The following is a 21,308-nucleotide window of genomic DNA, read 5'->3' as shown; positions in this document are numbered from 1 at the left end:
TTTTACAGTTCAAGAAGTTCCTGATGACTTTCTATATAAGCTTCAAAATCTTTTATGTCTTCAAATGCTTTAATCTCTTCTAAAACTTTCTCTATTCTAGACAGGAGCTCTGGTTCTTCTAACAGCTCTTTTAACTTTTCTTTGATTGTGGTTGATTTGTCATCTTCTTGAATAACTTGAAATTCAAGGACTTTGTTTGATAGATTTTTAATTTCACATTTTACGTGTAAAAACTTATCCATTAAACCTTCGTTTTGTAGTAGGTTAAAAACTTCTTTGTTAGTTAAAAAATTTTTGGTTGACCCTTCCAGTGAAAGAATTGGTTTTTTATCAGAAGACAGGTCTAACTCTTTTAGAGAATTAATAACGTCGCTTATAGTCTCATCGTTAAAAGAATAGCTTAAAAACATTCTATTTTTTATAGGCACAAACTCAGCTCTACAGCTTCCATTTTCTACTTCTACAACATAACAGCCTTTTTCTGTATACAACTTTTCATTAAACTGGGTGTACTCTGTTGACCCGCTGTATACAACAGTTGAGCCGTTTATGTTTATTGGTTCCTGTCTTTGATGGTAATGTCCTATACCTACATAGTTGTACATCCCTTCTGGTAGGTAGTGTTCTAACTTTATTCCTGAGTTAAAAAACGGTTCAAATTCAAGATGTAGCATTAAAATGTTAAAATTGTTTTTATTTTTGGCTTGGTTGTAGAGGTTTTCAAATGTCTCTTCAAGTTTTAAATTTCTTCTGACAAATATAGGAGATATGTACTTTAATCCAAATATGTTTACTCCCAGCGAGTCATCTAATCCCTTATCTAATACTTTCAAACCCATATGTTTAAGTATCTCTAATGCGGTTGTATCTCTTACTCCACTTCCTCTGTCATGATTTCCTGCAATTGTGAATATAGGTATATTGTGGTCGTTTAACCTTCTTATAATTTCTATACCTTCAAGCAGAGTTTGATTTGATGGCCTGTGGGTATGGAAAAAGTCTCCAGTGTGGATAATAAAATCTACTTTTCTATCAATTGCAACGTCTACAGCTGACATAAAAGCGTCAAAGTAATCTTTTGCCCTTTCTACTAAGCCGTATTGGTGATACCCAAGATGGGTATCACTTAGATGTAAAAATCTCATCCACACATAGTTTCTTTGCCAGTTATTTTCTTAAGTATAACGTCAGACGGACAAAAACCAGTTATACCTGCAAATAAAGACATCAGAGCAACAAACCAGATTAAATATTTACCCCACTCAACACCGTTTAAGTCAAGTAGTAATCCTGCAATAAGGATTATACTCATCATTATTCTTTGAATTCTCATTGGTGTCATGCTAGTTACCTCCTATTTAGTTGTTAGTTATTATATGATTATATCATTTAAACTATTTGCAAGTATAACCTTTCTATGTAGTTCTTTTAACTTGTCAATATCAGATATTTGACTTATTTTTTCTTTTAAGTTATCTTCAACAGAACCAAATTTTAGCTCTATAGCATCAAATATACTTTGTCTCAAACCCTCTACTAATCCTTGTTGTAATCCTTCCTTTAATCCTTCTTCTTTTCCTTTCTTTAATCCTTCCATTTTCCATTTTTCTGTTAAAGTCATCATCTTTTCTTCACCTCCTATCTCTTCTAAATCATTTTAAACAGCCAATCGTGAGGTGATTTCTCTATTGACATTACTACTCCTTAGCTTTTTAGGTTTTTAACCATATTTTTTAGCTCACTTAGTATCATTAAGGCTTGAAGTGGTGTAGTTGTTGCTATATCTATTTCTTCTATAAAGTTTAGGAGCTCTTGGTTTTTATCTGTTTTATACTCTGTTTCTGGTTGATTTAATTGGGTAAACAGGAGCTGTTGATATATTTCTTCTTCTTTGTTTTCTGTTTTTTTGTTTTCAAGTTCTAAGAGTATTTCTTTTGCTCTATCTATAACTGATTTTGGTAGTCCTGCAAGTTGTGCAACGTGTATTCCGTAGCTTTTATCTATAAATCCTTCCATTACTTTGTATAAAAATCTTACCTCTCCATTTTGGTCTTCTTTTATTGATAAATAGAAGTTTTTTACTCCTTCCAGCTGATTTTCAAGCTGTGTAAGTTCGTGGTAATGGGTTGAAAAGAGGGTTTTTGCTTTAACGTTTTTTGCGATATACTCTGATACAGCCCAAGCTATAGCTATTCCGTCGTAAGTGCTTGTTCCTCTTCCTACTTCATCAAGGACTATAAGACTGTTTTTTGTAGCGTTGTTGAGTATGTTTGCTACTTCAAGCATCTCTACCATAAAAGTAGACAAGCCTTTTGCAAGGTTATCTCCAGACCCTATCCTTGTGTAAACCGCATCTACTACACTAATCTGTGCAGAAGTAGCTGGGATAAACGACCCTATTTGAGATAGTATTGTAAGAAGTGCAACTTGTCTTATGTATGTACTTTTTCCAGACATGTTTGGTCCTGTTATTATGTGGAAAAATCTATTTTCGTCAAAGTAAACGCTGTTTGGAACAAAATCTTTTGAGTAATTAGCTACTGTAGGGTGATAACCTTCTTCTATGAAAAGATGGTATCCATTATGGATTTGAGGTCTTATCCAACCTTTCTCAACTGCAACTTGGGCTAAACCAGATAAAGCATCTAAGTACCCTAACAATCTTGCTGTTTCTTCTATCTCATAAGACTGATTTACTACTTCTTCTCTTATTTGAGTAAATATCTCATACTCAAGTGCTTTTATTTTCTCATCTGCTGAAAGTATTTTGTCTTCTAACTGTTGAAGATAGTCAGTTGTGAATCTTTCTGCATTTGATAAAGTTTGTTTTCTTTTGTAGTCAGGAGGTACAAGTTTTAGGTTTGGTTTTGTTATTTCTATGTAGTATCCAATAACTTTGTTAAAACCTATTTTAAGGCTGGATATTTTAGTTCTCTCTTTTTCTTGTTCTTGATACTGACGGATAATCTCCTCTGCATTTTCTTTTAAAGATTTAAGCTCGTCTAACCTTTCATCTACTCCTTTTTTAATCAATCCTCCTTCTTTGAGATGAAATGGTGGGTTGTCTTCCAAGTATCTTTCTAACTTGTCTACAAGCTGAGTATGGGGGTTTAGGCTGTCTATAATATTTTTTAGAAGTTTTGATTTGGCAGAGAGATTTTTTATATCCTTTACCTTTTTTAAAGACTCTCTTAAAGCAACCATATCCTTTGGTGTAAGTGTGTTTGAGGTTATCTTTGCTACAAGTCTTTCTATGTCGTAAACTTTGTCTAAATGTTGTCTGATTTCTTCTCTTAACTGATGATTTTTTGTAAGTTCTTCTACGGCATCTTGTCTCTCTTTAATTTCTTCTATGTTTAAAAGGGGGTGTAGTAGCATAAACTTTATTTTTCTTTTTCCCATTCCTGTTATAGCTCTGTTTATAACAGATAGTAATGATGGACTGTGTTCTTGAGATGATACAAGTTCAAGATGTTTTATAGTTGAGTAGTCTATCTTCATATACTTATCTTCTCTGTATGGTTTGGGTGGTGAGATGTAAGGTAGGAATGATTTTTGTGTTATTTTTGCATAGTTAAACACAGCTGATAGTGGTTTTATGATTAACTCTTCTTCAAAGTGATTAAATCCAAAAGAAGTTATACTTTTTGTCTTAAAGTGAATTAAAAACTCTTGTTGATAATCTTTTTCAAAAAAGTACTCAGGTAGATTGTAATGGAAAAATCCTTTATACTCTTGATTTAAAAAAGATATATCTGTATCAGGGTGCGTAAGTATCTCTTTCGGAGAAAATTTACTTATAAAAGAGATTAAATCCTCTTTATTCAATACAGACCCATAAAACTCTCCTGTTGCAAGGTCAAGGAATGCCACTGCGTATTTATCAGACTTTTTGTATACAGCTGTAAGTCCTGATTTTAGTTTTTCGTTGTCAAAATACGTTCCGGGGGTTATTACCCTTATAACGTCTCTCTTTACTACTCCCTTTGCCTTAGATGCATCTTCAAGTTGTTCACATATGGCAACTTTATAACCTTTTGATACAAGTCTTGTAATGTAGCTATCTGCGGAGTGATAAGGAATACCACACATAGGAATGTCTTTATCTTTACTGATTTTCTTTTTAGTAAGGACAATGTTTAACTCTTTTGAACCTATAACTGCATCTTCATAGAAAAGTTCATAAAAATCTCCAAGTCTATATAGTAAAAGACAGTCCTGATACTGTGCTTTAATCTTATGGTACTGTGCAACCATTGGAGTTAAATTTTCCATCTACCAATCCTCACTTTTATAAATCTGCCCACGCTTCGTCCTCTTCTGGTTTAAGCCAATCTTTTTTTAACGAAGATTCACTTAATATTGCAGTTTCAAACTTTTTCTTTTCTAACTGTTTGATTAAATTTTCTATTTCTTTAGGAGTCAATTTAGTATGTATAATTAACTCTTTATCAGATTCTGGTTTATCTATTTTTATAATAACTGTGGTCATAGAATTTACCTCACTTTTGATTTTTCTTAATTTTATCATATACTATAATCTCAATAACAATTCCTAACAATAGGTTTTTTACTATGAAATTAAATTTTTCGCCGTTTGTTGTTTTTATTATAGGAATTATTTTAGCATTTTCAAACAGTTTAAACAGATATGACGTTATTTTAGTAGGAGAGATACACACAGACCAAAACGACCACAAAATCCAGCTGGAACTTATTAAGGAGCTCCACAGATACGATAAAAAGATTATCATAGGAATGGAGATGTTTCAACAGCCTTTTCAAAAGTACTTAGATGATTATATTGAAGGCAAAATATCTGAAGAAGAACTCTTAGAAAAAACAGAGTATAAAAAAAGATGGGGATTTGATTTTAAGTATTACAGAGATATTTTAGAGTTTGCAAGACAAAATAAGATAAAAGTTTACGCCTTAAACATTCCTTCAGAAGAGTTAAGGGTTATAAAAGATAAAGGAATAAACAATGCTGATAGTAAATTTTTACCAAAACCAATACCAACCCTGTCAGAAAACGAGATAAAAGAGCTTGAAGATGTTTTAAAAAATCATCCTCAAATAAAAGATAAAAAAGCTTTTTTTGATATTCAGCTTGCTTGGAACTACTCTATGGCTTATAAGATTTACCACTTAAAGAAAGAAAATCCTGATTATACAATTGTAGCCTTAGTGGGTAAAGGTCATACAGAGGGAATAAAAAGAATTTTGAATATCTTGGATAGAAATTTAAAAGTTTTCATTTATAATTAGAATCTACTTTTTAAATCAATCTTTAAATTATTCATTGACAGGGATTATAGTCTGAGATATCATAGAAATTCATAGAAAATATCTATGATTTCTCTTTGGAAGTAATTTTGAGCGGTTCGTGAAAACATATAAAATATCTATTGCCCAAAATTACCTCACGAGCCCGACTATTACAGGCATAGTGTTTATCGTCTCTCAGATATGCCCTTACGAGCATTCTAAGGACGGATCTTCTTGATTGTGACTTCATAGGATTAGAACTTCTAACCCCTATGTTCCTGCTTGCATTTACATCTGCGTTTATTTTCTTACCACATATTAAGCATTCAAATTTTTCTTGTGATTTCCTATTCCTTTTATCTACATATCCACAATTTGAGCAGGTTTGACTTGTGTATGCTGGATTTACCTTTATTATCTTTATCCCGTATCTTTCTTCAAAATCTGCTAATTTTTGCTTTATTATCTTCATTCCAAATCTGTTTAATAATCTGTTTAACTGCGGTGATAAATCGCTGTTTTGAAAGTTTATATCCTCTATTACTATTTCTTTTGGCTGGTATGTTTTAAATATTCTGTTTAAAAGTCTATTTATTTCGTTTTTTATGTATTCTTTTAGTTTTCTGTTTAGCTCTTTGTATCTTTTGGTTCCTTTCGGATTTATTCCTTGTCTTTGTAAGTCTGCCTGTAGTTTTGTGATTATTTTATCGTAATATTTTAACTGTTTGTAAAACTGCTTTCCATACAAATCTCCTGTGTTTACTGCAAATAACGCTTTTAATCCTATGTCTATGCTTATTTTGTTTGTTTTAGGCAGATAACTTGTCTCTTTTGGCACTTCCTTTAAAAATGCTATTTCTATATTTCCTTCTTTTTCGTTTATCTGCACAAAGTTTAAATGTATTCCTTCTTTTCCTTCAAAATAACTGTTTTTATATACTGGTAGGTATATTGGTTTTCCTTTCTCAAGTGTTGATAGTTTTATCCACCAGTCAAATTCTTTTGCTTTATCTTCTTTCCTTTTTTCTACCTTTGCTACTTTCTGGTCTAACTGCATTGATATATGTTTGAAAGAAGGAAATCTGTTTTTCTTAAATGTTTGTTTTATTATTTTTCTTGAGAGTTTGTAGTGATGTTTTTCTATCGGTAGTTCTTTTATAACTTTCCCTTTATCATCTTTAAGAACTGCTGTTGTTAATTTTTCATTAAACCATGCTTTTGATTTATTTATCACAAATAAGATAAATTTGGTATCTTCGTCTAAAGAACTTCTATAAACTGTTTTTATAAAATCTTTTTGTCTGTTAGATGTATAACTGTTTAATACTGATACTACTTGATACTGGCAAGTTTGTTTGTATCTTTCTGATAGTTTTGATGGAATGTGGTTAATCTTGTAGTTTTTATTGAAACTGCCTTCTTTAAAAAACAAATACCATTGTAATTTTGATATTTTTTCAGCAGTTTTTCTATAGTCTTTGAGAATTCGTCTGACTGTTTCTACCTTATTTTTATTTGCATTATGCTTGTGCTTGTATGCCCTAATTGGCATTTCCTAATTCCTTTGTAATTCCGTATTTATTTGTATAATTAGATAGTTTCATCAGTATAGTATTATTTTAAGCTTTTTATATAGAAGTTTCAAGGATTATTTTCTATTATTTTCTATAAAATTTGTGATTAGTTTCAATACCACAAGCCTAATTCTGATATATAATTATTACTAATAATCTTCATTTTGGAGGTCTTTTTCTTAATTGAATTTAACTATATTAGGTGGTGGAAGCTGGGGAACAGCTCTGGCTCAGGTTTTAAGCTATAACTTCGAAAAAGTCTACATTTGGGACATAGATAAACAAGTTTTAAAAGATATACAAGGCTACCATCAAAATAAAAAGTATCATCCAAACGTAATGCTCGCTCACAACATTACCCCTATAGAAGATATTCAGGAAGCTGTTGATGTAGCGGACTTTGTAATAGTTGCTACTCCAAGCCAATTTGTCCGTCAAACCCTTTCAAATGTAAAGATAAAAAGAGAAAAACCTGTAATATCTGCATCAAAAGGAATAGAGATAGAAAGTTTAAAATTAATGTCCGATGTTATCGCTGAAAGTCTAAATTTAGACAAAAAATATATCTTTGCTTTATCTGGACCTTCTTTTGCAAAAGAGGTAATAATGGGGCTTCCTACAGCTGTAGTACTGGCAGGAAATACTACATTAGGAAAAGATTTACAAAAACTTTTAAACACAAAAACATTTAGAGTTTATCTTTCTGATGATATTATAGGAGCTGAGGTAGGTGGGTCTGTAAAAAACGTTATAGCTATCGCTTGTGGAATAAGTGATGGACTTGGTTTTGGCAATAATGCAAGGGCAAGCCTTATAACAAGAGGTCTGTATGAGATAAGTAAAATAGTTAAGGAGTATGGAGGAAATCCTCAAACTGTTTACGGACTGTCTGGACTTGGAGATTTAATACTTACTGCCACTGGAGACCTGTCAAGAAATAGAAAGTTTGGAATACTTATAGGACAGGGTTATAAAATTGAAGATGCTATAAAAGAAGTAGGTCAGATAGTAGAAGGTTATACAACAGTAAAAGCTTTAAATAATTTTGTAAAAGAAAAAAACATAGAACTACCTATATCCCAGATGGTATATAAAGTGATTTACGAAGGGTTAAATCCAAAGTCAGCAGCAGAGATGCTAATGATGAGAGATTTAAAAAACGAATTTTAAGGAGGAAAATTTTGATAGATAAAGACTTTACACCACAGGAAAAAAAGATAACACTTGGTCTTGCCTTCGTATTTTCCTTAAGAATGCTTGGGTTGTTTTTGGCTTTACCTGTGCTAAGTGTCTATGCTAAAAATATGCCTGGTTCCGATGCTTTTTTAGCAGGACTTGCAATAGGTGCTTACGGTTTAACCCAAGCTATATTCCAGATACCTTACGGACTTTGGAGTGATAAGATAGGAAGAAAACCTATTATTGTATCTAGTACAATCATCTTTGTTTTAGGGAGCTTCTTAGCAGCTTACGCATCTTACATAGAAAACATACATCTTTTAATCGGTGGGAGGTTTTTACAAGGTATAGGAGCTGTATCTTCCGTAGTAATAGCTTTACTTGCAGATATGACAAGAGAAGAGATTAGAACAAGAGCTATGGCAACTATCGGAGCTTCTATCGGAATGGCTTTTGCTTTTGGTATGGTACTTGGACCATTGATAGCGTCATACTTTGGTTTAACAGGAGTTTTCCTGTTTACAGGAATACTTGGTCTTATATCTCTTCCCTACGTAATATTTGGTATAAAAGAGCCACCTGTTGTTAAGCACCACGAAGATGCAGAGTTTACCTCTTCCTACTTATCCGTTGTTTTAAAAGATAAAAATCTTCTTAAAATGGACTTTGGAATGTTTGTTCTTCACATGACTTTAACCGCTGTCTTTACAGCAGTTCCTATAATATTTGCCAACCAGCATAGTATAGACTTAAAAGATATATGGAAGATTTATCTTTTAATGTTTTTTGTAGGACTTACGATAATGGTTCCTTCAACGATTATTGCAGAGAAGAAAGGAAAAATAAAGCAGGTAAAAATGCTTGGAATAATGATTTTAATAGTTTCTTTTATTATCTTTATACTCTTTAAAGACAACTTCTATCTCACTGTTTTAGCTATCGTAGTTTACTTTACAGGATTTATGATGCTTGAACCTATAATGCCTTCATTGATGAGTAAATACGCAAAACCACACGTAAAAGGTACAGCTTCTGGAGTGTTTAACACAGCCCAGTTTATAGGAGCTTTTGTAGGTGGATCTGTAGGTGGACTGCTTTTAAAAATTGATGATTCAGCAAAACTTAACTTTATATTCCTTACAGTATTGACTTTAATCTGGCTTGTTTTAGTCTCTTCTATGGAGATGCCTGTAAAAGGGGTAAAAAATGATACCAATTAAAGATAATATTCCAACCCACTCTTTTCCCTACTTAACGGTTTTGCTTATAGGTATTAACGTTGGAGTATTTTTTTATGAGCTTTCTTTAAGCCCAGAAGAACTTGAAATATTTGTCCATAAGTATGGATTACTACCTCTTGATATCGTGCAACTTAACTTTTTAAACCTTTTTACCCACATGTTTATCCACGGTGGAATTGCCCACCTTGTTGGTAATATGCTATTTTTATGGATATTTGGAAACAACGTAGAAGATGCGTTAGGAAGAGTTAAGTTTTTAGTTTTATACTTTTTCTCTGGATTTTTTGCTGCATTTTTACAATCTTTTGTAGCTATTCTTGAAGGAAGTTTAAACGTTCCTATGGTAGGAGCTTCTGGAGCTATAAGTGGTATACTGGCAGCTTACGTTAAACTTTATCCTTATGCAAAAGTGCTGACAGTAATACCACCTTTTATCTTTTTCTTTTTTGTTCTTCCTGCTTGGTTTTTTATAGGATACTGGTTTATACTACAGCTTCTTTACGCAATGTTTATTCCTACTGACCTTGGAGGGGTTGCATGGTATGCCCATATAGGTGGTTTTTTAGCAGGATGGTTTTTAGTAGACAAACTGTATAAAAAATCATTAAAGTTGGTTCATTATTCAGCGATAAGATATTAATAATAAAAAATGTCAGGAGAGAAAATGCGGTTCGTTTTAGTAATGGTTTTAATTTTCTTTTTAAATGCATTTTCCCAACCAAAAGATGATTACTCTTGGATGGATAAATATTTTTTAATAGAGCCCTTTAATATATACAACATTGTAATGATGCAAAAAACAGATTTAGAGCTTACTCAAAAGCAGATAGATGCTATTAAATCAGAATACGATAAATACTTTCCTATAATGCTTGGAAAATCCAGAATACTAAAAGACAAAGAAGAAGAACTAAAAAAGTTAGTCTATGGCAACTCTGACCCAGAAAAAGTCAAAAATCTTATTGTAGAAATCGCAAAATTAAAGTCAGAGATGACCGTTTTAGATATTAACCTTTTTAAAGCTGTTCAGTCTATACTCAATAAAAAACAAAATGAAAAACTTATAAAGTATCTAACATCAGGGTCTTTATAATGCAGGTAATTAAAAATCCAAAACAACTCCAAGACACAATGCTTGAGTTAAAAAAGCAAGGTAAAAAAATCGGTTTTGTGCCTACTATGGGATACCTTCACGAAGGACACATATCCTTAATAAAATGTGCTAAAAAGGAAAACGATATAGTAGTTGTAAGTATATTTGTTAATCCACTACAGTTTGGTAAAAATGAAGATTTAGGCAAATATCCAAGAGATTTTGAAAGAGACAAGAGTATATGTGAAAAAGAAGGAGTTGACTACTTATTTTATCCTGATTATAAAGACATGTATCCAGAGAGTTTTCAAACTTACGTAGAAGTTGTAGAGCTGTCTAAAGGACTTTGTGGAGATTACAGACCAGGGCACTTTAAAGGTGTTGCAACTGTTGTTTTAAAGTTATTTAATATAGTTTGCCCAGATAATGCTTACTTTGGAAAAAAAGATTATCAGCAATTAAAAGTTATACAAAGAATGGTAAAGGATTTAAACGTTCCTGTTAATGTTGTAGGCTGTCCTATTGTTAGGGAGCCTGACGGACTTGCAATGTCTTCAAGAAACACTTACCTGTCCAACGAAGAAAGACAGTCAGCCACTTACATATACAAAGGACTTTTAGAAGGTAAAAGGCTCTTTCAATCAGGAGAAAGAGACTCAGAAAAAATTAGGCAGGCTGTGATAGATACGATAAAAAAAGCTCCACTGCTTAAAGAGATTCAGTATGTGGAAGTGGTAGATAAAGACAGTTTAAAACCTAAAAAGGTAGCAGAATCAGGAGATGTTATAGCAGTTGCTGTTTATATAGGTAACACAAGACTTATAGACAATATGGAGCTATAATTGTTATGAAATCTTCAATTCTAAAAGAGATTGTCTCATCTTTATCTTTTTACCTTCAAGGAAAAGAAAAAGCCATAGAGCTTACGTTAATAACCTTTTTTTCAAGGGGACACCTTTTGATAGAAGACCTTCCAGGGCTTGGGAAAACAACCCTTGCCATTGGAATAGCAAAAATTTTAGGTTTAGACTACGGAAGAATACAGGGAACTTCTGACCTTCTACCTTCTGACATTTTAGGAGTATCTGTTTTTAACAAAGAAAAATCTCAGTTTGAATTTAAACCAGGACCGATTTTTAATAACGTTATTTTAGTTGATGAGATAAACAGATCAACGCCTAAAACCCAATCAGCTTTACTTGAAGCGATGGGAGAAAAACAGATTACGGTAGATGGAAACACTTACAAACTTCCAAAACCTTTTTTCGTAATTGCAACTCAAAACCCATCACAGCATTATGGAACGTTTCCACTTCCAGAATCTCAGTTAGACAGATTTTTAATAAAAATATCCATTGGCTATCCATCAAGAGAAGCTGAAAAAGAGATAATAAAAGGTGGCAGTAAAAGGGAAAGCCTTTACCAAATTGAACCAATCCTAACAAAAGATGAAATACTTAAAATTCAAGATGAAATTACAAAAGTATATGTATCAGATAAAATAGCAGATTACATCCTTGATATAGTCTGGGCTACAAGGGAAAGTAAGTACTTAGAAGCAGGTTTGTCAACAAGAGGAACTCTTGCCATAGTATCAGCTGCCAAAACAAATGCCTACTTTGAAGGAAGAGATTACGTCATTCCAGAAGACATAAAAAAACTCTACCCTTACGTCATTCCTCACAGATTAATATTTAAACCAGAGTTTGAAGCACAAAAACAAGAGATAGTAAAATGGATAGTGGAAAACATTCCTATCCCTCTGTGATAAAGATAACAAAAGCAGGATGGATATTTGTAATAACCACTATACTGATAGGTTTTGCAGCTGTAAACACCAATAACAACCTTCTATTTTTTATCGTTTCTGCTTTTTTATCTTTTATGGGACTTTCTGGATTTTTTGGTAAAAGGAATATAGAAAATTTAGACGTTGAAATAGATTTTCCCGATGAAGTTTTTGCAAATAATGACTTTATACTCAAGGTTAGGTTAAAAAGTAGAAAAAAATTTTTAGACGCATTTTTAATTGAGACGATAATATTAGATAAAACAGCCATATTTCCAGTAGTTGAAAAAGAGAGTGAAAAATCTGTAAATCTAAATATATCAAAAAGAGGAATTTTAGAGATACAATCTGTTAGATTGTGCTCCGTTTTTCCGTTTAACTTTTTTATTCGTTGTAGAACTGTTAAAACAGAATTTAAAAAGTTTATCTATCCAGAGCCTAAAAAGTATCCACTTTCTTACATTTTTTCAGACTACTCAAAGAAAAAAGGAGACATACCTTCAGAAAGGTTTGGATACGAAGGAGACTTTATTGGAGTTAGAGATTACAACATAGGAACGCCTATTAAGTATATAGACTGGAAATCTTCTGCAAAGTCAGAAAAATTAAAAGAAAAAGTATTTTCTTCATTACAATCTATACCTTTAATAGTAGATTTTGAAAAAGTTAACCTTCCAACAGAAGAGAAGCTCTCTTTTTTTACTTACATAGCGATTAATTATAAACAGTTTGAAAACCTTTTCATAAAATTTGAAGACAGGATTTATGATATAAGTGTAAAATCAGAGAGAGAAAAATTACTTTCAAGGTTTGCGGTTTATGGAATTAGTTAAAGAAAAAGTTTTTTCAGTTAAAAAGTTAGTCAAGGTAAATGCTTATATTTCAAGTATACTGGCTTACACTATAATATTTCCTTATTTATCAGCTATTTACAGTTTTGTTTTTTCTGGTTTGTTTATACTGGCTCTGTATAAAGATTTCTTTAGACCTTTTACAATCTCAAGGTTTATATTTAATACAGCAGGTGTATTTTTTGTTTTACTTATGTTTTTACAGATAAACACAAACAACATAGTCCAACCTGCACTTGATACGATTACAGCTCTACTTGGACTTAAACTTTTAGAAGATAAAAAGTTTAGAGACTACATGCAGGTTTATCTTATAGTGGCTTTGATATTATCTGGATACACTCTTTTGGCTATCAGTATGTTTTTTTTACTTTATTTGATTTTCTTTGTCTTTTTCCTAAACTATGGCGTGATTTTACTATCTTACTACCAAAAAGACCCAAGTTTAACGTTTGACTTAAAACAGCTTAAAAGTTTTATTTTAAAAACTTCATTAATACCCGTCTTTTCAATTCCAATAACGGTTTTCTTATTCTTTACACTTCCAAGGACAAGCTATCCAATGCTCAACTTCATTCAAGGACAGGGGAAGGGAAAAACTGGCTTTTCTGATAATGTATCTTTAGGTGAAGTATCTTCTATACAGCAAGATAACTCAGTAGTGGCAAGGGTCGTTATGAAAAGGACACAAAAAGAAGTTTATTTAAGGGGGATAGTTTTTGATTACTTTGACGGTAAAAGATGGCAATCTCAAGAAAAGTTTTTAAATACAAAGTTTACCCATATATCAGGTCAAAAAGTAGAATACACAATTTATTTAGAGCCTACCTATCAGCAATACCTATTTTCTGTAGATGTTCCATACAACATAACAACACCAAACGGATTTATAGTTTTTAGGAATTCAGACTTAACTTATAAAACAGATAAACCTATAACGGCAAAAATCAAATACAGTGGAGAATCTTTTATAACAGACGGTTATTTTCAGCAGTTAAATCCTTCCGTTTACCTACAACTGCCACAGATTTCAAGTAGTATCGTAAACCTTGCAAAACATCTAAAAAAAGAAAGTCCTGAAAAAACAGCACAGGAGATTTTTAACTATCTTCAGACTTTTTCATACTCTTTAAAAGACCTTCCAACAGGAGAAAACCCATTAGAAGATTTTTTATTTAAGACTAAAAAAGGAAACTGTGAATACTTTGCCTCAGCTATGGCTGTTTTGCTTAGGTTAAACGGTATTCCTTCAAGATTAATAGGAGGATACAAGACAACAGCTTACAATGAAACTGGAGGTTATTATATATTCAGAGAAAAAGATGCTCACGTTTGGGTGGAAAGCTACATAAACGACAGATGGGTAAAGTTTGACCCAACTCCTCCTATAAGAGATATTATAGTTGAAAATCTGTATAAACAAAACTTTTTAAAACAGTGGTTTGAGCTTATGGATTACTACTACACAACTTTTATCGTAAACTACGACTTTTCAAAACAGGTTCAGCTTATAAATAAAGTTAAATCTGGTTTTACTAATCTCAATTTTAAACAATCATTTAACTTAAATAAAAACTTTTTAGTAGCTGTCTTTTCACTTTTAATCTTAATTTACTTAGGCTATGTTTTAATTAAAAACCTATCTGAACCTTACGAAAAAAGACTTTTAAATATGTTTTTAAGAAAGATGATAAAGTTAGGATACGAAAAGAAAGAAAACGAAGGTCTGGAAGAGTTTGTTTCAAAGATAGACAACCCTACCATTAAAGAAAAAGCTTTAAAGTTTGTAAAAATGTACGAGAGCTTCTTGTTTAAAGATAAAAAGATATCAGAAAAAGAGTTTAACCACTTAAAGGAGCTTCTTAAAGAGTTGTAAATACGTCTATTGAAAAATTAAAATTAAAAAAGAAAAAAATAACAGTAAAATGATTACATAAATTTATCTTTTTGGGGGTAATGTATGCAGTATATAGCAGGTTTTATTTTTAGCAGTTTTTTAGCTTTAGTGGCTATGTTTATATCTGGACTTGACGTAGTTAAATCTACAGTAAATTTTAGCCCTTTGATTATAGCGATTATAATAGGTATAGTTATAGGTAATACAGTTAAAATTCCTGAAGTTTTAAAACCAGGGATAAACTTCTCTTTGAAGAAAATTCTTAGAATAGCAATAATATTTTTAGGTTTTAGGCTTACTTTTCAAAACATTATTGACGTGGGACTTGAAGGGTTGATAGTAGATGCTTTTATGCTTATATCTACATTTATTCTTACTGTTTTTGTATCTCAGAGATTTTTTGGACTTGACAGTCAGATGAGTTATATGATTGCATCAGGGTCTTCTATATGTGGAGCTTCTGCTGTATTGGCAACATCTCCTATAGTAAAAGGTCAGATGCATCAGGCGGCGATGGCTGTTGCTACCGTAACTATATTCGGTACTATAGCAATGTTTTTATATCCTCTTGTTTACAAATCTGGCCTTCTCCCAGGATTAGATGATATAACATACGGTGTTTATACAGGGGCAACTGTTCACGAAGTTGCTCAGGTTGTTGCAGCTGGGTTTGCAGTTTCAGACCAAGCAGGTAATACAGCAACCATAGCAAAGTTAACAAGGGTTATAATGCTTGCTCCTTTACTTCTGTTTTTAAGCTTTTACTTTGCAAAAAAACACGCTACCCACGGCGTAAACCTAAGAGAGATACCTATCCCTTGGTTTGTTTTTGGATTTGTTGCTATGGTAGGAGTTAACTCTATGTCAATTTTTTCTAAAGAGATAGTTAATATAATTAACCAAGTAGATACATTTTTATTAACTGTATCTATGGCAGCTCTGGGGATTGAAACATCTTTAGAAAAGATGAAAAAAGCTGGAATGAAGCCTATATACGCTGCTTTTGTTGTTTTTATATATCTATTTGTGGTAGGATACATAGTTACGTTAGTATTTCATAAAATTTTAGCTTAAAGGGGGATTTAAAATGGCATTTAAAAAAATAGTAGTAGGGTATGATGGCTCTGTATATGCAAACAACGCTCTAAAAAAAGCTATAGAAGTTGCAAAATGTAGCGAAGCTGAAATATACGTTGTAGGTGTTATAAAACCATTAGATTTTGGATTGATAGATTACATAACTCCAACAGAGCTTGAAGAGTATGAAAAAGAGGAAATATTAAAAGAAGAAAAGTATTTAAAAGAAGCTATAAAAATAGTGGAAGAGTCTGGATTAAAAGCATCTTACAAAATTTTAGAAGGAGATCCTTCAGAAGAGATTATGACCTATGCAGATGAAGTGGGAGCTGATTTGATAGTAGTAGGGCATAGAGGTTTAGGAGGATTTAAAAGACTGCTTTTAGGAAGTACATCTTCAGAGATAGTTAAGTATGCTAAACAAAATGTACTGGTTGTAAAATCTTGAAATTTAGAAAAAAATGGATATAAATATATATCCAACTGAATATGGGGGCGATACGGGTTCGACGGCAAGAGCAGGCAAAGGGAAGCATGCCGTAGAAGGTCACTACGTAAAAAACCAAAACAAAACAATTCCCGAACGCGAAATCGCTCTCGCTGCTTAATTAACGCAGCGACGTCCTACCTGGCTTGCCTGTAGGCTGGGATAGGGCGTAAGATATACAGGATAGGAGGTTGCCAACCTCCCCTGAGACAACCTCCGAAACTCTACGGGGATAGCTTCTCTCCTCCTGCCTGTGGGAAAGAGAGAAGCGAAATCTAAACACAGGCTAAGCATGTAGATGCCCTACTGCTTGGGCTCTTGTCGGACGGGGGTTCGATTCCCCCCGCCTCCACTCTACAACCAATCTAAAAATTTCTGATATAATTATCCTATGCTTGAGAATGAAATCATACAGCTTTTTGAAGAAAGTGCAAACTTAAAAAAAGAGTTTGTTTACGAGTATGCGGAAGATATTGTCAATTTAGGTCTGCTTATTGCAAAAAGGTTAAAGTTAGGGAAAAAAGTTTTAATATGCGGAAACGGTGGAAGTGCAGCAGACAGCCAACACTTTGCAGCTGAGATAGTAGGAAGGTTTGAAAAAGAAAGAAAAGGATATCCTGCAATAGCTCTAACAACAGACACATCGGCTCTTACGGCAATAGGAAACGATTACGGATTTGACAAAATCTTTTCAAGACAAGTAGAAGCCCTTGGAGAAAAAGGAGATATACTTATAGGAATATCAACAAGCGGAAACTCTAAAAACGTTATTCAAGCGGTAGAAGTAGCAAAACAGATAGGAATGTTTACAGTAGGATTTTTAGGAAAAGACGGAGGAAAGTTAAAAGATTTAGTTGACAAAGCTTTTATAGTAAAGTCTGATAACACGGCAAGAATCCAAGAAGTCCACTTAACTTTAGAACATTCAATTTGTAAAGTTATAGACATGTATCTTAGTGGAGAAATAAAAGAATATGAGTAACGAAAAAAATTTAGATGTTCATCCTCTTGTAGATGTATCAGATAAGAAGGTAAAAAAACTATCTCCTATAAAAATCGGAATTATAAGTGTAATAGTATCATACATAGCTATTGGATACCTTTTTTACGATTATTATAAAAATAAAGAAAATTCAAATCCTACTTTAAATGTGGTAGAAGAATACCTTAAAATCGATGATGTTATTAAAGCTGTTGAAAACTCTTTAAGGTCTAATTTAACCCTTGATATAAAAGAAGTAAGAACAGAAGAAGAAATAATACAAGATTTAGCTCAAAAAAGTATAAATCTTCCTGACTTAAAACAAACCATAGATAAAACGTTAAATTTACCACCGCCTCAACCTTCACAAATTCCTCCAGCTCCTCAACCTTTACAGCTTCCTTTAAGTAGATACGATTACTTTATTCAAAAAGCCCGTGATTATGAGAGTATGGGTAACTACAAATATGCAATATTCTTTTACTTAAGAGCCTTTGCGGAAAATCAAAAAGATTATGAAACTAAGTATAAAGTAGCTCAGCTTTATTACATTTTAGGTCAGATACAGTTAGCTGCAGAATCTGCAAAAGACAGTTTAAGTATAAAACCTGATTATCTACCTGCTTTACAGTTTTTATCAGAGATTTATTTAAAAACTGGGTATAAACATCAACAGTTAAAAACATTCTTAGAACAAAACATAAATAAGTATCCAAATGAAAAAACATTACTTTACGCACTTGCAAAAATCTACAAAGAGGAAAATAATTTAGAAGGCTACAATCAAATAATGTCTAAAATAGAAAGTAAGCAATGAACTTTATAGATGAACTTAACTTAATAGTAGTAGATACAGAACTAACTATAAGGAGAATAAGCCAATCTTTAGTAGAGCTTTTAAGCTATAAAAATTACGAAGTTATTGGAGAAAAGATTGATAAGATTTTAGACAAACCATTAAGAGATTTAAACGATGTATCAAGTTTTGTTGCATTTTTAAAAACAAAAAATGGTAATCTCTACAAAGGATATTTCAAGGTTGATAAACTTTACGACTATTACAATCAAATTAGAGGATATTTAATTCAATTTATGGAGTTTAACGAAGTAGAGTTAAACGATGACTTTATTGTTTTTAACACTCAAAATATTAAAATGAAAAAACTTTTAGAGAGAGCTTCTTTAGTTGCACAACACGATGTATCGGTTTTAATATCAGGAGAAACAGGAACAGGAAAATCAAAACTTGCAAGATGGATACATATCAACAGTAAAAGGTCAAGAAATAAATTTGTATCCGTAAACTGCTCTGCCATTCCAGATACACTCTTTGAGTCTGAGTTTTTTGGATATGAAAAAGGAGCGTTTACAGGAGCTGTATCATCTAAACCTGGTAAAGTTGAGATTGCAGATGGAGGAACTTTATTCTTAGATGAGGTAGGAGACTTATCTTTAACATCTCAGGCAAAGCTGTTAGTTTTTGTAGATACAAAAGAGTTTGAAAGACTTGGAGCCAACAAATCAAAGAAAGTTGACGTAAGAATTATATCCGCAACAAACAAAGACCTATTAAAAGAAATGGAAAAAGGAAACTTTAGAAATGACTTATTTTACAGAATTTGTGCGGTAAAGATAGAGATACCACCTTTAAGAGAAAGAAAAGAAGATATACCTTTGATTGTTAACAGTATTTTGTCTAAAAAAGGAAAAAGAATAACCACCAGAGCAATGCAGTACATAATATCTAAAGATTGGTATGGAAACGTAAGGGAGCTGAGGGCTTTTTTAGATGCTGTTTGTATATTCTGTACTTCTGATTTTATAGACTTAGAAGATTTGAGTAATGAATACGTCAATTTCAATCAGGAAAAGGATAATATTGAAATTTCAGAAGAAGTTTTATTTAACGAACAAAAAAGGATTGTAGAAGCTTTAAAAAGAGCTAACGGGAACAAAAATAAAGCGGCAAAGCTTCTTGGTATAAGTCCCGTTACCCTCTGGAGAAAGATAAAACAGTACAATATTGAATTATAGATCTACTTTCTTTTATTTGCTTCTAAAATTTTCTTTCTTATTCTTATCGCATCAGGAGTAACTTCTATTAACTCTGTCTCATTTATCCATTCCATAGCTCTTTCAAAGTCCATCTTTTTAGCAGGAATAATTTTTATGTTTTCATCAGAACCAGATGCTCTCATATTCGTGAGTTTTTTCTCTCTTGTTACGTTAACATCAAGGTCGTTTTCTCTGTTGTGTTCTCCTACAACCATTCCTTCATAAACTTCCGTTCCAGGGTCAATAAAGAAAATTCCCCTGTCTTGAAGTCCAAAAATAGCATATGGAGTTGCAACTCCTTTCCTATCTGCTATTAAGGCACCGTTTAGTCTTGTTTTTATCTCACCTTGCCACTCTTCCCATCCTTCAAAAATTGTGTTTAAAAGTCCTTCTCCTCTTGTATCTGTTTTAAACTCAGACCTATATCCAATTAAACCTCTTGAAGGTATTATAAACTCAAGTCTTACTCTTCCAAAACCGTGATTTATCATATTTACCATTCTACCTTTTCTTGAGCCAAGTTTTTGCGTTATTACTCCTACAAACTCTTCTGGCGTATCTATTAATACTCTCTCTACAGGTTCATACTTTTTGCCATTTATCTCTTTTACGATAACTTCAGGTTTTGATACTTGAAACTCATAACCTTCCCTTCTCATCATCTCTGCCAAGATTGAAAGTTGAAGCTCTCCTCTACCCATTACTAAAAATGAGTCTGGATTTTCTGTATCTTCTACTCTTATAGCTACGTTTGTTAAAGTTTCTTTGTAAAGTCTTTCTCTTAGATGTCTTGAAGTTAAAAATCTTCCACTTCTTCCTGCGAATGGAGAGTCGTTTACAGAAAAAATCATAGATATCGTTGGTTCTTCAACTGTTATCGGTGGAAGTGCCACAGGATTTTCTGCATCTGCTATTGTTTCTCCTATTGTTATGTCTTCCAATCCTGCTATAGCTACTATATCCCCTGCTTTTGCCTCTTTTGTTTCTATCCTTTTTAATCCTTCGTAAGTATATAAAGCTCTTACAGAGCCTTTTATTACAGTTCCATCTCTCTTAACTACGGCTACTTGTTGATTTTGTCTTACAGCTCCGTTAAAAATTCTACCTATAGCAAGTCTTCCAACAAAGTTATCATAATCTAAAGAAGTTATTAAAAACTGTAGTCCTGCATCTTTGTCATAAGTTGGAGCTGGGATGTACTCTATTATTTTTTCAAACAAAGGTTTTAAATCTTTTGAATCATCGTTTAAATCTTCTTTTGCAATACCGTCTCTACCTATTGTGTAAAGTATTGGAAAATCCAATTGGTCTTCGCTTGCGTCTAAATCTATAAAAAGGTCATAAACTTCGTTTATTACCTCTTGAATCCTTGCGTCTGGTCTGTCTATTTTATTTATTACTACAATTGGAGTTAGCTTTGACTCTAACGCTTTTTTTAATACAAATCTTGTTTGTGGCATTGGACCTTCTGCAGCATCTACCAGCAGTATTACTCCATCTACCATTTTTAAGGTTCTTTCTACCTCTCCACCAAAGTCTGCGTGTCCAGGAGTGTCAACTATATTTATTTTGTAATCTTTATACCTTACGGCTGTATTTTTAGCCATAATGGTAATTCCCCTTTCTCTCTCTAAATCTATGTTATCCATAACCCTTTCAGCAACTTCTTCGTTTTCTCTAAACAGTCCTGACTGTTTTAACATTGCATCTACAAGGGTTGTTTTTCCATGGTCAACGTGGGCTATGATGGCGATGTTTCTAATGTCTTCTCTGTAAACTTTGTTTGTTTCTAAAACTTCTTGATTTAACTGCATA

Annotated in this window: 21 protein-coding genes and 1 other RNA gene; 15 read left to right on the top strand and 7 right to left on the bottom strand. The window is 32.5% G+C overall.

The features are described 5' to 3' along the window. Positions 1-2: 2 nt before the first annotated feature. The 5 genes from Q385_RS0106565 to Q385_RS08965 form a co-directional block, all read right to left on the bottom strand. Positions 3-1,145: a metallophosphoesterase family protein gene (locus Q385_RS0106565; RefSeq protein ID WP_028950900.1), complete on the bottom strand. Its 1,143-nt coding sequence runs from the start codon at positions 1,143-1,145 to the stop codon at positions 3-5. Continuing rightward, the gene (locus tag Q385_RS0106560; protein WP_028950899.1) at positions 1,142-1,342 is read right to left on the bottom strand and encodes a YgaP-like transmembrane domain; all 201 of its coding nucleotides are present in this window, start codon (positions 1,340-1,342) and stop codon (positions 1,142-1,144) included. The genes Q385_RS0106565 and Q385_RS0106560 overlap by 4 nt, the downstream gene beginning before the upstream one ends. A 30-nt stretch (positions 1,343-1,372) precedes the next feature. Further along, entirely contained in the window at positions 1,373-1,624 is a 252-nt protein-coding gene (locus Q385_RS0106555) for an RpnC/YadD family protein (RefSeq protein ID WP_028950898.1), read from the bottom strand. Positions 1,625-1,704: 80 nt separating this feature from the next. Beyond that, on the bottom strand, positions 1,705-4,275 hold the full coding sequence (gene mutS, locus Q385_RS0106550; protein ID WP_028950897.1) for a DNA mismatch repair protein MutS: 2,571 nt from the start codon (positions 4,273-4,275) through the stop codon (positions 1,705-1,707). A gap of 16 nt (positions 4,276-4,291) precedes the next feature. Then, positions 4,292-4,492 carry a hypothetical protein gene (locus tag Q385_RS08965; RefSeq protein WP_037919751.1) on the bottom strand — a complete coding sequence of 67 codons (201 nt, stop codon included), beginning with the start codon at positions 4,490-4,492 and terminating at the stop codon, positions 4,292-4,294. Between the two features lie 83 nt (positions 4,493-4,575). Here Q385_RS08965 and Q385_RS0106540 point away from each other — a divergent pair, with 83 nt between their 5' ends. Next, complete coding sequence (locus tag Q385_RS0106540) at positions 4,576-5,268, top strand: ChaN family lipoprotein (RefSeq protein WP_037919749.1); 693 nt, start codon at positions 4,576-4,578, stop codon at positions 5,266-5,268. Between the two features lie 82 nt (positions 5,269-5,350). Here Q385_RS0106540 and Q385_RS08960 read toward each other — a convergent pair whose 3' ends face one another. Next, positions 5,351-6,820 carry an RNA-guided endonuclease InsQ/TnpB family protein gene (locus Q385_RS08960; RefSeq protein WP_037919747.1) on the bottom strand — a complete coding sequence of 490 codons (1,470 nt, stop codon included), beginning with the start codon at positions 6,818-6,820 and terminating at the stop codon, positions 5,351-5,353. Between the two features lie 205 nt (positions 6,821-7,025). Here Q385_RS08960 and Q385_RS0106530 point away from each other — a divergent pair, with 205 nt between their 5' ends. The 14 genes from Q385_RS0106530 (at position 7,026) to Q385_RS0106465 (ending at position 19,472) form a co-directional block, all read left to right on the top strand. Next, positions 7,026-8,012: an NAD(P)H-dependent glycerol-3-phosphate dehydrogenase gene (locus tag Q385_RS0106530; protein ID WP_028950895.1), complete on the top strand. Its 987-nt coding sequence runs from the start codon at positions 7,026-7,028 to the stop codon at positions 8,010-8,012. An 11-nt stretch (positions 8,013-8,023) separates the two neighbouring features. Beyond that, a complete protein-coding gene (locus tag Q385_RS0106525) occupies positions 8,024-9,241 on the top strand; it encodes an MFS transporter (protein ID WP_028950894.1) in 1,218 nt (405 codons plus the stop codon). Further along, a complete protein-coding gene (locus Q385_RS0106520) occupies positions 9,228-9,902 on the top strand; it encodes a rhomboid family intramembrane serine protease (RefSeq protein WP_028950893.1) in 675 nt (224 codons plus the stop codon). Before Q385_RS0106525 ends, Q385_RS0106520 begins: the two co-directional genes overlap by 14 nt. Before the next feature lie 24 nt (positions 9,903-9,926). Then, positions 9,927-10,355 carry a Spy/CpxP family protein refolding chaperone gene (locus Q385_RS0106515; RefSeq protein WP_051524411.1) on the top strand — a complete coding sequence of 143 codons (429 nt, stop codon included), beginning with the start codon at positions 9,927-9,929 and terminating at the stop codon, positions 10,353-10,355. Beyond that, positions 10,355-11,197, top strand: a complete 843-nt coding sequence (gene panC, locus Q385_RS0106510; protein ID WP_028950891.1) for a pantoate--beta-alanine ligase — start codon at positions 10,355-10,357, stop codon at positions 11,195-11,197. The genes Q385_RS0106515 and panC overlap by 1 nt, the downstream gene beginning before the upstream one ends. Positions 11,198-11,202: 5 nt before the next feature. Next, positions 11,203-12,123 (top strand): AAA family ATPase, encoded by a 921-nt coding sequence (locus Q385_RS0106505; RefSeq protein ID WP_028950890.1) that lies wholly within the window; start codon positions 11,203-11,205, stop codon positions 12,121-12,123. After that, positions 12,090-12,977, top strand: coding sequence for a DUF58 domain-containing protein (locus Q385_RS0106500; RefSeq protein ID WP_211245387.1), 888 nt, complete (start codon positions 12,090-12,092; stop codon positions 12,975-12,977). Before Q385_RS0106505 ends, Q385_RS0106500 begins: the two co-directional genes overlap by 34 nt. Beyond that, a complete protein-coding gene (locus Q385_RS0106495; protein WP_028950888.1) occupies positions 12,964-14,871 on the top strand; it encodes a transglutaminase TgpA family protein in 1,908 nt (635 codons plus the stop codon). Before Q385_RS0106500 ends, Q385_RS0106495 begins: the two co-directional genes overlap by 14 nt. An 84-nt stretch (positions 14,872-14,955) precedes the next feature. Then, positions 14,956-15,966, top strand: coding sequence for a YeiH family protein (locus Q385_RS0106490; protein WP_028950887.1), 1,011 nt, complete (start codon positions 14,956-14,958; stop codon positions 15,964-15,966). 13 nt (positions 15,967-15,979) lie between these two features. After that, complete coding sequence (locus tag Q385_RS0106485; RefSeq protein ID WP_028950886.1) at positions 15,980-16,417, top strand: universal stress protein; 438 nt, start codon at positions 15,980-15,982, stop codon at positions 16,415-16,417. A gap of 43 nt (positions 16,418-16,460) precedes the next feature. Beyond that, positions 16,461-16,811: a transfer-messenger RNA gene (gene ssrA / locus Q385_RS09250) on the top strand. Positions 16,812-16,847: 36 nt separating this feature from the next. Further along, on the top strand, positions 16,848-17,438 hold the full coding sequence (gene gmhA / locus Q385_RS0106475) for a D-sedoheptulose 7-phosphate isomerase (RefSeq protein ID WP_211245386.1): 591 nt from the start codon (positions 16,848-16,850) through the stop codon (positions 17,436-17,438). Further along, positions 17,431-18,255: a hypothetical protein gene (locus tag Q385_RS0106470; RefSeq protein ID WP_028950884.1), complete on the top strand. Its 825-nt coding sequence runs from the start codon at positions 17,431-17,433 to the stop codon at positions 18,253-18,255. Before gmhA ends, Q385_RS0106470 begins: the two co-directional genes overlap by 8 nt. Further along, complete coding sequence (locus tag Q385_RS0106465) at positions 18,252-19,472, top strand: sigma-54 interaction domain-containing protein (protein ID WP_028950883.1); 1,221 nt, start codon at positions 18,252-18,254, stop codon at positions 19,470-19,472. Before Q385_RS0106470 ends, Q385_RS0106465 begins: the two co-directional genes overlap by 4 nt. 2 nt (positions 19,473-19,474) lie before the next feature. Here Q385_RS0106465 and typA read toward each other — a convergent pair whose 3' ends face one another. Continuing rightward, on the bottom strand, positions 19,475-21,307 hold the full coding sequence (typA, locus tag Q385_RS0106460) for a translational GTPase TypA (protein ID WP_051524410.1): 1,833 nt from the start codon (positions 21,305-21,307) through the stop codon (positions 19,475-19,477). Position 21,308 lies beyond the last annotated feature (1 nt).

The sequence above is a fragment of the Sulfurihydrogenibium subterraneum DSM 15120 genome (genome assembly GCF_000619805.1).
In the GTDB taxonomy this organism is placed as follows: Bacteria; Aquificota; Aquificia; order Aquificales; family Hydrogenothermaceae; genus Sulfurihydrogenibium; species Sulfurihydrogenibium subterraneum.
The sequence above is the reverse complement of the archived record's forward strand: the minus strand, read 5'-3'. Positions and strand labels throughout refer to the sequence as shown.

Coding starts and splice junctions, on each gene's coding strand:
- Q385_RS0106565 (WP_028950900.1), bottom strand. CDS start 1,145: ATGAGATTTTTACATCTAAGTGATACCCATCTTGGGTATCACCAATAC.
- Q385_RS0106560 (WP_028950899.1), bottom strand. CDS start 1,342: ATGACACCAATGAGAATTCAAAGAATAATGATGAGTATAATCCTTATT.
- Q385_RS0106555 (WP_028950898.1), bottom strand. CDS start 1,624: ATGATGACTTTAACAGAAAAATGGAAAATGGAAGGATTAAAGAAAGGA.
- mutS (WP_028950897.1), bottom strand. CDS start 4,275: ATGGAAAATTTAACTCCAATGGTTGCACAGTACCATAAGATTAAAGCA.
- Q385_RS08965 (WP_037919751.1), bottom strand. CDS start 4,492: ATGACCACAGTTATTATAAAAATAGATAAACCAGAATCTGATAAAGAG.
- Q385_RS0106540 (WP_037919749.1), top strand. CDS start 4,576: ATGAAATTAAATTTTTCGCCGTTTGTTGTTTTTATTATAGGAATTATT.
- Q385_RS08960 (WP_037919747.1), bottom strand. CDS start 6,820: ATGCCAATTAGGGCATACAAGCACAAGCATAATGCAAATAAAAATAAG.
- Q385_RS0106520 (WP_028950893.1), top strand. CDS start 9,228: ATGATACCAATTAAAGATAATATTCCAACCCACTCTTTTCCCTACTTA.
- Q385_RS0106515 (WP_051524411.1), top strand. CDS start 9,927: ATGCGGTTCGTTTTAGTAATGGTTTTAATTTTCTTTTTAAATGCATTT.
- panC (WP_028950891.1), top strand. CDS start 10,355: ATGCAGGTAATTAAAAATCCAAAACAACTCCAAGACACAATGCTTGAG.
- Q385_RS0106505 (WP_028950890.1), top strand. CDS start 11,203: ATGAAATCTTCAATTCTAAAAGAGATTGTCTCATCTTTATCTTTTTAC.
- Q385_RS0106500 (WP_211245387.1), top strand. CDS start 12,090: ATGGATAGTGGAAAACATTCCTATCCCTCTGTGATAAAGATAACAAAA.
- Q385_RS0106495 (WP_028950888.1), top strand. CDS start 12,964: ATGGAATTAGTTAAAGAAAAAGTTTTTTCAGTTAAAAAGTTAGTCAAG.
- Q385_RS0106490 (WP_028950887.1), top strand. CDS start 14,956: ATGCAGTATATAGCAGGTTTTATTTTTAGCAGTTTTTTAGCTTTAGTG.
- Q385_RS0106485 (WP_028950886.1), top strand. CDS start 15,980: ATGGCATTTAAAAAAATAGTAGTAGGGTATGATGGCTCTGTATATGCA.
- gmhA (WP_211245386.1), top strand. CDS start 16,848: ATGCTTGAGAATGAAATCATACAGCTTTTTGAAGAAAGTGCAAACTTA.
- Q385_RS0106470 (WP_028950884.1), top strand. CDS start 17,431: ATGAGTAACGAAAAAAATTTAGATGTTCATCCTCTTGTAGATGTATCA.
- Q385_RS0106465 (WP_028950883.1), top strand. CDS start 18,252: ATGAACTTTATAGATGAACTTAACTTAATAGTAGTAGATACAGAACTA.
- typA (WP_051524410.1), bottom strand. CDS start 21,307: ATGCAGTTAAATCAAGAAGTTTTAGAAACAAACAAAGTTTACAGAGAA.